General features: G+C 73.3%; 13 protein-coding genes and 3 pseudogenes. 8 read left to right on the top strand and 8 right to left on the bottom strand.

Translation table 11 applies throughout. The annotated features are described in order from the left end of the window. Positions 1-153: 153 nt before the first annotated feature. Both rbfA and infB read right to left on the bottom strand, forming a co-directional pair. Entirely contained in the window at positions 154-630 is a 477-nt protein-coding gene (gene rbfA, locus DA06_RS16175; protein ID WP_418605470.1) for a 30S ribosome-binding factor RbfA, read from the bottom strand. A 78-nt stretch (positions 631-708) separates the two neighbouring features. Then, a pseudogene (gene infB / locus DA06_RS16170) lies at positions 709-2,321 on the bottom strand (translation initiation factor IF-2); the annotation flags it as partial. 504 nt (positions 2,322-2,825) lie between these two features. On the opposite strand from infB, the gene DA06_RS16165 reads away from it, so the two are divergent. After that, a complete protein-coding gene (locus DA06_RS16165) occupies positions 2,826-3,344 on the top strand; it encodes a hypothetical protein (protein WP_043501932.1) in 519 nt (172 codons plus the stop codon). 39 nt (positions 3,345-3,383) lie between these two features. On the opposite strand, the gene DA06_RS16160 is transcribed toward DA06_RS16165, so the two are convergent. Beyond that, positions 3,384-3,596: a helix-turn-helix domain-containing protein gene (locus DA06_RS16160; protein WP_043501930.1), complete on the bottom strand. Its 213-nt coding sequence runs from the start codon at positions 3,594-3,596 to the stop codon at positions 3,384-3,386. 99 nt (positions 3,597-3,695) lie between these two features. On the opposite strand from DA06_RS16160, the gene DA06_RS16155 reads away from it, so the two are divergent. Beyond that, entirely contained in the window at positions 3,696-3,929 is a 234-nt protein-coding gene (locus DA06_RS16155; RefSeq protein WP_418605469.1) for a hypothetical protein, read from the top strand. Between the two features lie 27 nt (positions 3,930-3,956). Here the strand turns inward: DA06_RS16155 and DA06_RS16150 are convergent, their stop codons facing one another. After that, the gene (locus tag DA06_RS16150) at positions 3,957-4,178 is read right to left on the bottom strand and encodes a hypothetical protein (protein WP_418605467.1); all 222 of its coding nucleotides are present in this window, start codon (positions 4,176-4,178) and stop codon (positions 3,957-3,959) included. Between DA06_RS16150 and DA06_RS16145 the strand changes: the two genes are divergently transcribed. Then, complete coding sequence (locus tag DA06_RS16145) at positions 4,155-5,771, top strand: DNA translocase FtsK (protein WP_418605466.1); 1,617 nt, start codon at positions 4,155-4,157, stop codon at positions 5,769-5,771. The two genes, DA06_RS16150 and DA06_RS16145, sit on opposite strands and share 24 nt — an antisense overlap. Before the next feature lie 51 nt (positions 5,772-5,822). On the opposite strand, the gene DA06_RS16140 is transcribed toward DA06_RS16145, so the two are convergent. Next, positions 5,823-6,824 (bottom strand): CapA family protein, encoded by a 1,002-nt coding sequence (locus DA06_RS16140; protein ID WP_418608055.1) that lies wholly within the window; start codon positions 6,822-6,824, stop codon positions 5,823-5,825. Between the two features lie 9 nt (positions 6,825-6,833). Between DA06_RS16140 and DA06_RS16135 the strand changes: the two genes are divergently transcribed. The 3 genes from DA06_RS16135 (at position 6,834) to DA06_RS16125 (ending at position 9,818) form a co-directional block, all read left to right on the top strand. Next, complete coding sequence (locus DA06_RS16135; RefSeq protein WP_418608054.1) at positions 6,834-8,036, top strand: sodium:solute symporter family protein; 1,203 nt, start codon at positions 6,834-6,836, stop codon at positions 8,034-8,036. A gap of 196 nt (positions 8,037-8,232) precedes the next feature. After that, the gene (locus tag DA06_RS16130) at positions 8,233-8,586 is read left to right on the top strand and encodes a HesB/IscA family protein (protein WP_043501918.1); all 354 of its coding nucleotides are present in this window, start codon (positions 8,233-8,235) and stop codon (positions 8,584-8,586) included. 77 nt (positions 8,587-8,663) lie between these two features. Further along, positions 8,664-9,818: an FKBP-type peptidyl-prolyl cis-trans isomerase gene (locus DA06_RS16125; protein WP_418605464.1), complete on the top strand. Its 1,155-nt coding sequence runs from the start codon at positions 8,664-8,666 to the stop codon at positions 9,816-9,818. On the opposite strand, the pseudogene DA06_RS16120 reads toward DA06_RS16125, so the two are convergent. From DA06_RS16120 to DA06_RS16110, 3 genes and pseudogenes are all read right to left on the bottom strand, one after another. Further along, positions 9,748-9,894: pseudogene (locus DA06_RS16120) on the bottom strand (AAA family ATPase); the annotation flags it as partial. The gene DA06_RS16125 and the pseudogene DA06_RS16120 sit on opposite strands and share 71 nt — an antisense overlap. A gap of 7 nt (positions 9,895-9,901) precedes the next feature. Further along, positions 9,902-10,492 (bottom strand): YbaK/EbsC family protein, encoded by a 591-nt coding sequence (locus DA06_RS16115; protein WP_052436850.1) that lies wholly within the window; start codon positions 10,490-10,492, stop codon positions 9,902-9,904. 89 nt (positions 10,493-10,581) lie between these two features. Beyond that, the gene (locus DA06_RS16110; protein ID WP_043501913.1) at positions 10,582-11,109 is read right to left on the bottom strand and encodes a YbhB/YbcL family Raf kinase inhibitor-like protein; all 528 of its coding nucleotides are present in this window, start codon (positions 11,107-11,109) and stop codon (positions 10,582-10,584) included. A gap of 166 nt (positions 11,110-11,275) precedes the next feature. Between DA06_RS16110 and DA06_RS16105 the strand changes: the two genes are divergently transcribed. Beyond that, on the top strand, positions 11,276-11,992 hold the full coding sequence (locus tag DA06_RS16105) for a 2-oxoacid:acceptor oxidoreductase family protein (RefSeq protein WP_418605463.1): 717 nt from the start codon (positions 11,276-11,278) through the stop codon (positions 11,990-11,992). Continuing rightward, positions 11,908-12,375: pseudogene (gene porA / locus DA06_RS16100) on the top strand (pyruvate ferredoxin oxidoreductase); the annotation flags it as partial. The gene DA06_RS16105 and the pseudogene porA, both read left to right, overlap by 85 nt. Between the last annotated feature and the right edge of the window lie 85 nt (positions 12,376-12,460).

The following is a 12,460-nucleotide window of genomic DNA, read 5'->3' as shown; positions in this document are numbered from 1 at the left end:
GTTCTCGGGGATTTCGACCGTACGGGCGTGCGGCCGAGGCTGCCACCGCTGGGCCGGCGCCCGTGGTGCCGCACGTCCGGCTCGGCCGCTGCAGTGGCGCGGCGGCGCACCCGGTCCAGAGGTGCGGCCGCGGTCTGTCCTCACGGCAGGCGGTCACGCCCGGCGCGGTGGCGGACCCCCCTCGTCCTGGGGCTCCTCGTCGCCGAGGTCCTCCTCGGGCCGGCGGTAGGGGTCGGCCTCGCCGGCGTAGCTGGCGCTCGCCGCGAGGGCGGCCACCTCGGCGTCGCGGGCGGCAGCCTCGCGCAGGGCGTCCTCGAGGCTGGCGGCGGTCTCGGGGACGGCGTCGGGCACGAACTCCAGCGTCGGGGTGAGCCTGATGCCGGTCTGCTTGCCGACCTCGGAGCGGATGAGCCCCTTGGCGGAGGCCAGCGCCGCGGCCGAGGCCGCACGCTCCTCCTCCGAGCCGAGGACGGTGTAGAAGACGGTGGCGTTCTGCAGGTCGCCGGTCACGCGCACGTCGGTGACGGTGACGAACCCCAGGCGGGGGTCCTTGATCCGGGTGTCGAGCATGCGCGCGACGATCTGCTGGATCCGCTCGGCGAGCCGGCGGGCGCGGGGCGCGTCAGCCATGGGGGTCCTCCTGATGATGGGTGGGAGCGAGCGGCCCCGCGGGCACGTTCGTACCAGCGGGGCCGCTCGGGTCGAGCGTCAGGCGCGCGGCTTCTCGCGCATCTCGAACGTCTCGATGACGTCGCCCTCCTGGATGTCCCGGTACCCGAGGCCGATACCGCACTCGAAGCCCTCGCGGACCTCGGTGACGTCGTCCTTCTCGCGTCGCAGGGACTCGATGGTGAGCTTGTCCGCCACCACGACACCGTCGCGCACGAGGCGGGCGCTGGCGTTGCGGCGGATGAGGCCGGACCGGATGATCGAGCCGGCGATGTTGCCGAACTTGGAGGAGCGGAACACCTGGCGGATCTCCGCGGTGCCCAGCTGGACCTCCTCGAACTCCGGCTTGAGCATGCCCCTCAGGGCGTTCTCGACGTCCTCGATCGCGTCGTAGATGACCGAGTAGAACTTCAGGTCCACGCCCTCGCGGTCGGCCAGCTCGGCGACCCGCTCGGCGGGGCGCACGTTGAAGCCGATGATGACCGCGTTGTCCACGGTCGCCAGGTTGACGTCGTTCTGCGTGATCGCACCGACGCCGCGGTGGATGATCCGCAGCGCGACCTCGTCGCCCACGTCGATCTTGAGCAGCGAGTCCTCCAGCGCCTCGACGGCACCGGAGACGTCACCCTTGAGGATGAGGTTGAGGTTCTCGACCTTGCCCTCCTCGAGCGCCTTGGTGAAGTCCTCGAGGCTGACGCGCTTGCGGCGCTTGGCGAGCGTCGCGGCCCGCTCGGCGGCCTCGCGCTTGTCGGCGATCTGCCGGGCGGTGCGGTCGTCCGGCGCCACCAGGAAGGTGTCACCGGCCCGGGGCACGGACTGCAGGCCCAGCACCTGGACGGGACGGGACGGGCCCGCCTCGCGCAGGTTCTGGCCGTGCTCGTCGAACATGGCACGCACGCGGCCGTGGGCGGTGCCCGCGACGATGGCGTCACCGACCTGCAGCGTGCCGGACTGGACCAGCACGGTCGCGACAGCGCCGCGGCCCTTGTCGAGGTTGGCCTCGATGGCCACGCCGCGGGCGTCCTTGTCGGGGTTCGCCCGCAGCTCCAGAGCGGCGTCCGCGGTGAGCAGGACGGCCTCGAGAAGGTCGTCGATGCCCATGCGCCGCAGCGCGGAGACGTCGACGAACATGGTGTCGCCGCCGTACTCCTCGGCCACGAGGTTGTACTCGGTCAGCTGCTGGCGGATCTTGGCGGGGTTGGCCCCCTCCTTGTCCACCTTGTTGACCGCGACCACGATCGGCACGTCGGCCGCCTGGGCGTGGTTGAGCGCCTCCACGGTCTGCGGCATCACGCCGTCGTCCGCGGCGACCACGAGGATCGCGATGTCCGTGACGTCGGCGCCGCGGGCACGCATGGCGGTGAACGCCTCGTGACCCGGGGTGTCGATGAACGTGATCGCGCGGTCCTGGCCCTCGTGATCGGTGCGCACCTGGTACGCGCCGATGTGCTGGGTGATGCCGCCGTGCTCCTCGGCGACGACGTCCGTGGACCGGATGGCGTCGAGGAGCTTGGTCTTGCCGTGGTCGACGTGACCCATGACGGTCACGACCGGCGGCCGCGCAGGACGTCGTCGGACTCCCCGGCCTCCTCCGCCTCGAGGTCGATGTCGAAGCTCTCGAGGAGCTCGCGGTCCTCGTCCTCCGGGGAGACGGATCTCCCGCGGCCGCGGTGGAGAGCAGCGTGCGGCGCACGACGGGGGAAGCCCCACCGGCGCACGACGCGCTCCAGACCGGCGGTCCCTGCGTCCAGCCCGCGCGCGAGGTGGACCATCACGACGGCCAGGCACGTGACGAAGTACCAGGCGGCCGCTGCGCAGCCCGCCCACAGCAGTGCGACCGAGACGGACGCCGCCAGGTCGTCCGGCCCGGCGGCGCCCGCGGCTCGTGCGAGGAAGGTGCCGACGTCCGCTGCCCGCCACGCCAGCCAGGCGCCGAGCGGCCCGGTGAGGATCAGGCCGGCCAACGGCCCGAGCGTCGAGCGTTGTCCTGCCGAACCGGTCATGTTGGCCCCCTTGGTGTCGTACCGTGCCGTTTGATGCACTTTGAAGTGCTGTGACGTAGGTCTATCGGAGGTGCTCCGCCTTGTAAACCCCTGTAACGCGCCTGTGGACGGCCGGTCCGGAGCGCGGGTGCCGAGGTGCCGTAGCGTGCGCGCATGCGGTGGGAAGCGCTGTTCGAGGACCTGCAGGCCCAGCTGGCGGCGGCGGAGCGGGCGGAGGACGACGAGCTCGTCGCCGAGCTCACCGAGGCGGAGATGGGCGCGACCACCCTCCCGGACCGCCTGCGCGCCCGGCTGGGCGACGACGTCCGGCTACGTCTGCGGTCGGGGGTGGACGTGTCGGGGAGGGTGCTGGACGCGGCACCTCAGTGGCTGCTCCTCGGGGACGCCCAGGAGCGCCGCCACCTGGTCCCGACGCCGGCGGTCCAGGCGGCCTGGCCGCTCGGCCCGGTGGCGCCCGAGGCGGGAACGGTGGAGAAGCGGCTACGCATGACGCACGCGCTGCGTGCGCTGGCCCGAGAGGGCGTGCAGGTGCGCGTCACCTGCGACGGCGGCGACTACACCGGCTGGCTCACCCGCGTGGGTGCCGACCACGTGGACGTCCGCCCGGAGTCCCCGGCTCCCATGGTCGTCACGGTGGCGCTGGCCGCGGTGGTCGTGGTCAGCACTCTCTGACGGCCGAGCTGCCTCTGACGGGGGAGCAGCCCCGGACTCTCACGACCTCTGCTCGGCCTCGATCCGCGCCCGCGTGCGGGCGTACTGCTCCTGGATGTACTCCTCCAGGGCCGCCGACTCGACGCGCCACTGGTTCCGGCCGCCGACCTGGATGGCGCGCAGCTCGCCCGAGCGCACGAGCACACGGACCTGCGCGACCGAGACCGCGAGCTCCTCGGCAACGTCCGCCAGGGTCAGGAATCGCTGCGCCATGGCCACATCATCGCACCACCCGTGCGGGGACGCGGCGGCACGAGCGGTCCCTGTGGACGGAAGAATCCGGCAATATGCTGCCCGGGGCACGATGTGCCGGTGAGCAAGCAGGGGGCGTGGATGAACACGGATGAGCTGCCGCAGGCGCGCAGGATGCGTCGACCCACCTGGCGGGACCCTCGCCTCGGCGTCGGGGTCGTTCTCGTCGCCGCCTCGGTGGCGCTCGGCACCTGGGCGGTGCGCGACGCCGCGGCCACCGTCGAGGTCTACGCCGCGCGCGACGCGCTCACCCCCCGGCGACACGGTCGCCCCCGACGCGCTGGCCGTCCGTGAGGTCAGGCTCGGCGACGACGAGGGCCTCTACCACCTCGTCGCCGACGGCGTCCCGGACGGCGCCGTCGTCGTCCGCACCGTGGGGGCGGGCGGGCCGGACCGACGGCGGAGACCGCGGCCGAGGAGAAGGCCGAGCTCACCGCGCCGCCCACGCAGGCCCTGCCGGCCCGGGCCGAGCAGCTCGAGCTCGCGCCGGACGTCATCTACACGCTCCCGGCCGACGAGATGCTGGTCAAGGGCGCCCCGCACAAGGTGCGCTCCGCCGCGAACGACCGCGTCGTCGAGGCGCTGACGCAGGTGCTCACCGACTTCTCGGTCGACGCCAGGGTCACCGGCTTCTCGCGCGGGCCGACCGTCACCCGGTACGAGCTCGAGCTCGGCGCCGGCGTGAAGGTCGAGCGCATCACCGCGCTGAGCAAGAACATCGCCTACGCCGTGGCCAGCGCGGACGTCCGGATCCTGTCGCCGATCCCCGGCAAGTCCGCGATCGGCGTCGAGATCCCGAACGCCGACCGGGAGACCGTCGCGCTCGGCGACGTGCTGCGCTCGTCCGTGGCCCGGCGCACCGAGCACCCGCTCGTCGTCGGCGTCGGCAAGGACGTCGAGGGCGGCTACGTCATCGCCAACCTCGCGAAGATGCCGCACATGCTCGTGGCGGGCGCCACGGGCGCGGGCAAGTCGAGCTTCGTCAACTCGATGATCACCTCGATCATGATGCGCGCCACCCCGGAGGAGGTGCGCATGGTGCTGGTCGACCCCAAGCGGGTCGAGCTCACCATCTACGAGGGCATCCCGCACCTGATCACCCCGATCATCACCAGCCCCAAGAAGGCCGCCGAGGCCCTGGAGTGGGTGGTGCGGGAGATGGATGCGCGCTACGACGACCTGTCCATGTTCGGGTACAAGCACATCGACGACTTCAACGCCGCGGTGCGCAGCGGGAAGGTCAAGCCCCTGGAGGGCTCCGAGCGGAAGATCGCGCCGTACCCGTACCTGCTGGTGATCGTCGACGAGCTGGCCGACCTGATGATGGTCGCCCCGCGCGACGTCGAGGCGTCGATCCAGCGCATCACCCAGCTGGCCCGCGCCGCCGGCATCCACCTGGTCCTGGCGACGCAGCGGCCCTCGGTCGACGTCGTCACCGGCCTGATCAAGGCCAACGTGCCGTCGCGGCTGGCGTTCGCCACCTCCTCGCTCGCCGACTCCCGCGTGGTGCTGGACCAGCCCGGCGCCGAGAAGCTCATCGGCCAGGGTGACGCCCTGTTCCTGCCGATGGGCTCCGCCAAGCCGATGCGCGTGCAGGGCGCCTGGGTCACCGAGTCGGAGATCCACGCCGTCGTCGAGCACGTCAAGGCGCAGCTGCAGCCCACGTACCGCGAGGACGTCATCGCGCCGGTGGCGAAGAAGCAGGTGGACGAGGACATCGGCGACGACCTCGACCTGCTGCTGCAGGCCGCGGAGCTGGTCGTCACCACCCAGTTCGGCTCCACCTCGATGCTGCAGCGCAAGCTGCGCGTCGGCTTCGCCAAGGCGGGCCGGCTCATGGACCTGCTCGAGTCGCGCGAGATCGTCGGCCCCTCCGAGGGGTCCAAGGCCCGCGAGGTCCTCGTCCAGCCGGACGACCTGCCCGCGACCCTCGCCATGCTGCGCGGGGAGGAGCCGGCGGAGGCGCCGTACGACGGCGACGAGGTCGGCGACGCCGCCGGTGCGGTCCTCGCCGACGAGGCGCCGGTGGACCGGTACGCCGACGGCGTGGCGGGCCACCTCCCCGCGGCGGCGGACGGGTACGACGACGAGGACAGCGACGACGGCGAGGACGCCTGGCAGCTCACCGGCCGCTGAGGCGCCGCCGCGCGGGGGCGGTGCCGGCCCGTCGTCAGCGTGGGCGGCGGATCACCGTCGGAGCGTCGCCCGTCGCGTCGGCGGCTCCGTGCGCATCCGCTCGGCGCCCATCACCTCGGTGACGCGGACGTGGCGGGCGGCGACGGTGGTCGCGTCGAGGCCGAGCCCGTCCGGCCTTGCGCCCCTGACGAGCTCGTCCAGGGGGTAGATGCGCCGGCTGTCGGCACGATCCACCGTGACCGGGGCCCAGTCGAGCGCCGTGACGGCGGCCGGCCCGTCGGCGGCGACCCGGACCGTCGCCGTGGTCATGATCCCGGTGGCCGTCTCCATGGTGCAGCACGCCTCGTCCTGGTTGGAGAGGAAGTTCCCCATCGAGTAGACGACCCACATGCCCTCGCCCCGGGGCCCCCCGGGCAGGCGGTCGATCGGCTGCGGCACGTGCGAGTGGCTGCCGATGAGGACGTCGACCTGGCCGCCGCGGGCAAGCTCGGCGGCGATCCGGAGCTGCTCGTCGACGGGGGAGTGGGTGTACTCGACGCCCCAGTGGACGTTGGCGACGACGACGTCGGCGCCCGCCTCGCGCGCGGCGCGGGCCTGCCCGGTCATCACGGCGACGTCCGCCCTGGTCACCGCCCACGGCGAGCTCGCCGGGGCGGCCTGGCCGTTCATGATCGTCGTGGCCGAGAGCTGGGCGACGACGAGCTCCCGTCCGCCCCGCTCGAGCCGGTAGAGCTGCGGCGCGGCCGCCTCGGCGTCGCTGCGCGCGGTGCCGACGTGACCGAGCCCGGCGGCGTCGAGCACGTCGAGCGTGTGGTCGACGCCGGCCGCACCACGGTCGAGGGCGTGGTTGGTGGCCGTGGCGCAGCCGTCCCAGCCGAGCTCCGCGAGCGCCGGCACCAGCTCGCCGGGCGCGCCGAACACGGGGTACCCGGTGACGGCCTGCCCCGGAGGGGCGAGGGGGACCTCGAGGTTGCACAGCGCCAGGTCGGCGCCGGCGGTCCACTCCCTGACCCCCTCCATGAGCGGGACGAAGTCGTACCCGCCGCCGGGCAGCGCGGCGAGGTGGTTGACGTTGTCGTGGGGAAGAACGTCCCCGGCGGAGAGGATGGTGAAGGTGACGCCCTCGGCCGTCGACTGCGCCGCCCCGGGCGACGGTGCCGGGTCGGACGACTGCGGAGCCCCGGACGACGGTGGCGCCGCCGACGACGGCCGGGCAGAGGGGGGCGCGTCGCCACCGCCCCCATCCTCAGCGTGATCACGCCGCTCTCGCCCGAGGCCGGAGCGATCGTCGTGGCGGTGCTGGTCACCTTCCTCGCCGTCGGCGGTGGCCTGAAGTCGGTGGCCTGGAGCGACTTCTTCTCCGCGCTGGTCATCGTGCTCGGCCTCATGGCCGCACTGCCGATCGTGCTGGGCGGCGAGATCGGCGGGTGGAGCGAGTTCCGGCAGGGCCTGCCGGAGACGCACACCTCCCTCACCGGCGGTCTGTCCGCCCTCCAGCTGCTGGGCTACTTCCTGCCGCTGTTCCTGCTCATCCTGGCGGACCAGAACATGTACCAGCGGCTCGGCGCCTCCCGCGACGAGCACGAGGCCCGCAAGTCGACCGCCGGCTTCTTCTTCTCCAGCTTCCTCGTCACCGTGCCGGTCGCCCTGCTCGGGTCGGCGGCCGTCGTGCTGATGCCCGACATCGTCCCCGACACGGCCGTCCTGTCCCTCGCCGGCGAGGGCCACCTGCCGTCCGTCCTCGGCGGGCTGGTGCTCGCCGGAGCGCTCGCCTTCATCATCACCACCGGCTCGTCGTTCCTGCTGTCCGGTGCCGGCAACGTCGTCTACGACGGGGCCCAGCGCCTGCTCGGCCGGGAGATGGACGACCGCGGGCGACTGCGGGTCCACCGGCTCGCCGTGCTCGGCATCGCGGCGATCGCCTACGTGCTCGGCCGGTACTTCCCGACGGTGCTCGAGCTGCAGATGTACTCCTACACCGTCTACGGCGTGGCCATCGCCCCGCCGGTGCTCGCCATCTTCTTCTGGAGGCGGGTCAGCAGGTGGGGCGCCGTGACGTCCATGGTGCTGGGCGTCGTGGTCACCATCGTCTGGGAGCAGCTGGACCAGCCGTACGGCCTCAACTCGATCCTCATCTCCCTCCCGGTCGCCCTGCTTGCTCTCGTCCTGGTCAGCCTGGCACTGCCGGACCGGGGCGCGAGGGCCGGGGCGGCCGGCCTGGACGAGGCGGCCGAGGACCGGCGCCTCCTGCCCGACGAGGTCTGAGCCGGCGCCGCACGGCGGTGCCCCGGACCTGGTCGGCGTAGGCGCGCGGCGCGGGCGGTACCGCGCGTCCCGTGGGTGCGCCGCGGCGGAGGTCCCGTGCGGTCCGGGCGCCGGAGGACGTACGCTGCTGGGGGAACAACCCGGCGGACGACGCCGTTGGCGTTGACGTAGCAGTCCCGAGAAAGCGGAGAGACCCATGAGCGAGACCACCGAGAAGGTCGCCACCCACGGCGTGGAGCTGACCGACGTCGCGGCGAACAAGGTTCGCGCCCTGCTGGAGCAGGAGGGACGCGACGACCTCCGCCTGCGCGTGGCGGTCCAGCCGGGCGGGTGCTCCGGCCTCATCTACCAGCTCTACTTCGACGAGCGCATGCTCGACGGGGACGCGGTGCGCGAGTTCGGCGGCGTCGAGGTCGTCGTCGACCGCATGAGCGTGCCCTACCTCGACGGCGCGACGATCGACTTCGCCGACACGATCGAGAAGCAGGGCTTCACCATCGACAACCCGAACGCCGGCGGATCCTGCGCCTGCGGCGACTCCTTCCACTGACCGACCGGCGGGCCGAGGCTCGCCCCCCCGCGGCCCCGAGCCGGATCCACCGGCCGGGGCCGCCGCCCTGTCCGGGGATGGCCCCGGAGGGCCGCCGGCGCGCCGTCGGCGGTCCCGAACGCTCTCGTACCGAACCCTGGAGAGACCTCTTGCGTCGTCGTCCCGCCGTCCTGACCACCCTCGCGCTCGCCGCGGCCCTGACCCTCGCGTCCTGCTCCGGCGGCGAGGGGGAGGAGGACCCGACGGCCGGAGCCTCCGCCAGCGCCTCCGCCGAGGCCACGCCGGCCGGCACCGAGCTGCCCACGGTCTCCGGCGCCTTCGGCGAGGACCCCACGATCGAGTTCCCCGGCACGGGTGCGCCCGCCGACCTCCAGGTCGAGGTGCTCCAGGAGGGGGACGGCGCCGAGGTGGGCGCCGACGACTTCGTCGTGGCCGACTACGTCGGGCAGGTCTGGGACGGTGATGTGTTCGACAGCTCCTTCGAGCGCGGCGCGCCGACCGGGTTCAGCCTCAACGGCGTCATCCAGGGCTGGAAGGAGGGGCTGACCGGGACGCACGTCGGCGACCGCGTCCTGCTCTCGATCCCCTCCGACCTCGGCTACCCCCAGGGCACTCCCGACGGGTCCGTGGCACCGGGTGACACGCTCGTCTTCGTCGTCGACGTCGTCGAGACGTACGCGCCGGACGTCACCGGCCAGGCGGACGCGACGCCGGTCGAGCCGGCCCCGGACACTCCCGTCGTCGTGGAGGGTGCGCTGGGCGCGCCCGCCACGGTCACGGTCGAGGAGGGCGCTCCCGAGCCGACCGAGCCGAGCGTCACGGTGATCGCCAACGGCACGGGGGGAGAAGGTCCCGGAGACCCCGGGGACGACCGTGCTCATCCAGCTCGCCGAGAACGCGTGGGACAACAGCCAGCCGAACTCGACCTGGGAGTCCTCGGGCGTCACCTCGCTCCAGGTCGGCACGGGCGGGCTGTTCGACCAGCTGATCGGCGTCCCGGTCGGCTCGCGCGCGGTGCTGCAGGCACCCGGCACCGAGGGCGGCGAGCAGGAGGAGGCCAGCCCTGCGTTCGCCGGTGTGGTGGACATCATCGCCGTTCTTCCCGCACCGCCGGCCGGCTGAGTCGCGAGCGCCGCGCCACGCCCCCGGCATCGCGGACAGCCGGGCGGTGGCGGCCAGCAGGTGCAGCGACCGGTAGACGTTCGACTTCCCGGTGCCGTTCGCGCCCGTGACGACGGTCAGCGCCCCGAGCGGCAGCACGACGTCCCGCAGCGAGCGGTAGCCGCGGACGGCGACGGTGGTCAGCACCGGCGGCCTAGTCGGCGGGCACCGCGAGGCCGTCGACGATCTCGGCGCCCGGCAGGGCGGCGAGCACCTCGCCCGGCACCAGCAGCTTCGAGCGACGCACGCCCGAGCCGACGATCGACTGGCCGTGCACCACGCGCGCGTCGAGGAGCAGGCGCCAGTCGCGGGGCAGCCCGATCGGCGTGATGCCGCCGTACTCCATCCCGGAGGCCTCGACCGCCCGGTCGGTGGGCCAGAACGACGCCTTGCGGACGTCGAGCAGCTTGCGAACCGTGGTGTTGACGTCCGCACGGGTCGTCGCGCGCACGAGGCACGCCGCCACCCGCTCGTCGCCGGCGCGTCTCCCGGCGACGATGACGCAGTTCGAGGAGACCTCCGTGGGCAGGTCGTACGCCTCGGTCATCGTGGCGGTGTCCGCCAGCTCCGGGTCGATCTCGGCGACGAGCACCTGTGCGGCGGCGTCCGAGGGCATCGCCGCGAGCGCGGCGTGCACGGGCGGGGCGAGCAGGTCGGGGCGCTCGCGGGCCGGGACCCAGACGAGCGCGCCGAAGACGACGTCGTCGAGCTCGCCGAGCACCGCCGTCGGCTCCGAGGCGTCCATCGGGGGCGAGCCGAGGTCGGTGCCCGGCTCCGGCGTCGTCCCGGGCCCGTCGCCGGGCCCGTTGCCCGCCCCCTCCGGCTGCGTCGTCGTCACGCCTGGAACGTGGCCGTCAGCGTGGCCCGGGCGACGGTGTGGAACAGGGTCGTGATCGCGGCCTTGGTGGGCGTGGTCTCCTCGTCGAGCTCCAGCGTCTCGGTGTCGAGGGCGTGGACCGCGAAGTAGTACCGGTGCGCGCGGTCCCCGGGGGGCGGGGCGGCGCCGGTGTAGGCGTGCTCGCCGGCGTCGTTGCGCAGGTGGAAGGCCGCCCCGGGCAGCATGAGGTCCGACTGCCCGGCGCCCTGCTCCAGCTCGGTGGTGTCAGCGCCCAGGTCCACCACGCTCCAGTGCCACCAGCCGGACGGTGTCGGCGCGTCCGGGTCGAAGCAGCTGACGACGAAGCCGCGGGTCTGGGCGGGGAAGCCCGACCACGACAGCTGCGGGGAGACGCTGCCGCCGCGCTGGCTGTGGGCGGGCTCCATGGGGGCGCCGTCGGTGATGTCGCTCGAGGTGAGCGTGAACGACGGCACGGCGGGGAGCTTCTCGTAGGGGTCCTGGGCCAGCGGGCGGTCGAGGTTCACAGCAGTCCTTCCGTCGGTCGGTTCTCGTGCTGGCTCCAACCTAGGGCCTCGCCCGTCCGCGCGTCGTCCCACGTCACCGGCGTGCCACCGCGGGCAGGTGACCTTGGTCCCCGGTCCCGGCGTGATCCACGGCATACAAAGGGAGGAAAGCGACGAGGAGGTCGGTGTGTTCCAGGTCCGCATCCACGGTCGCGGCGGCCAGGGCGTGGTCACGGCCGCCGAGCTGCTCGCCGACGCCGCCTTCCGGCAGGGCCGCCACGCCCAGGCCTTCCCGAGCTTCGGCTCCGAGCGCACAGGTGCCCCGGTGGTCTCGTTCTGCCGCATCGCCGAGCGGCCGATCCGGGTCCGCGAGCCCGTCCTCGCGCCCGACGCCGTGATCGTCCAGGACCCGACGCTCCTGCGCGCCGTCGACGTCTTCGACGGCCTGCGCCCGGAGGGGTACGCGCTCGTCAACTCCCGGCGCCGCCTCGACGAGCTGGGGCTCGGCGAGCGGCTCGCGGCGCTGCCGCCGGGGCACGCGGTCACCGTGCCGGCCACCGAGATCGCCCTGGAGCACGTCGGGCGGCCGCTCCCCAACGCCGTCCTGCTCGGTGCGTTCGCCGCCCTGTACGACGCGCTCGACCTGGGTGCCGTCGTCGCCGCGCTGCGGGAGAGGTTCCCCGGCGAGACGGGGGGAGAGGAACGTCGCCGCCGCGCTCGCGGCGTACGACTCCGTCGCGGGCCCGGCCCACGACGCCGGAGGGAAGGAGCGGCTCCGTGCGTGAGCAGATCGAGGGATCGAGGGCCGTCGCCCGTGCGGTGGCCGCGGCACGCCCGCACGTCGTCTGCGCCTACCCCATCTCGCCGCAGACCCACATCGTCGAGGAGCTCTCCCGCCTGGTGAAGGCGGGGGAGCTGGCCAGCGAGTACGTCAACGTCGAGTCCGAGTTCGCCGCCATGTCCGTCGCGATCGGCGCCTCCGCCACCGGCGCACGCGCCTACACGGCCACCTCCAGCCAGGGCCTGCTGTACATGGTCGAGCCGATCTACAACGCCGCCGGCATGCGGCTGCCGGTCGTCATGACCGTGGCCAACCGGGCCGTCGGCGCGCCCATCAACATCTGGAACGACCACTCCGACGCCATGAGCCAGCGCGACTCCGGGTGGCTCCAGCTCTACGCCGAGGACAACCAGGAGGCCGCCGACCTTCACGTGCAGGCCTTCCGCATCGCCGAGGAGCTCTCCGTCCCCGTCATGGTGTGCATGGACGGCTTCGTCCTCACCCACGCCTTCGAGGAGGTCGACGTCCCCGAGCAGGCCCAGGTCGACATCTTCCTGCCGCCCTTCAGCCCCCCGCCAGCGTCTCGACCCC

Source organism: Georgenia sp. SUBG003 (assembly GCF_000715355.2).
Taxonomy (GTDB): Bacteria; Actinomycetota; Actinomycetes; order Actinomycetales; family Actinomycetaceae; genus Georgenia.
This window is presented reverse-complemented; position numbering and strand designations above follow the sequence as displayed.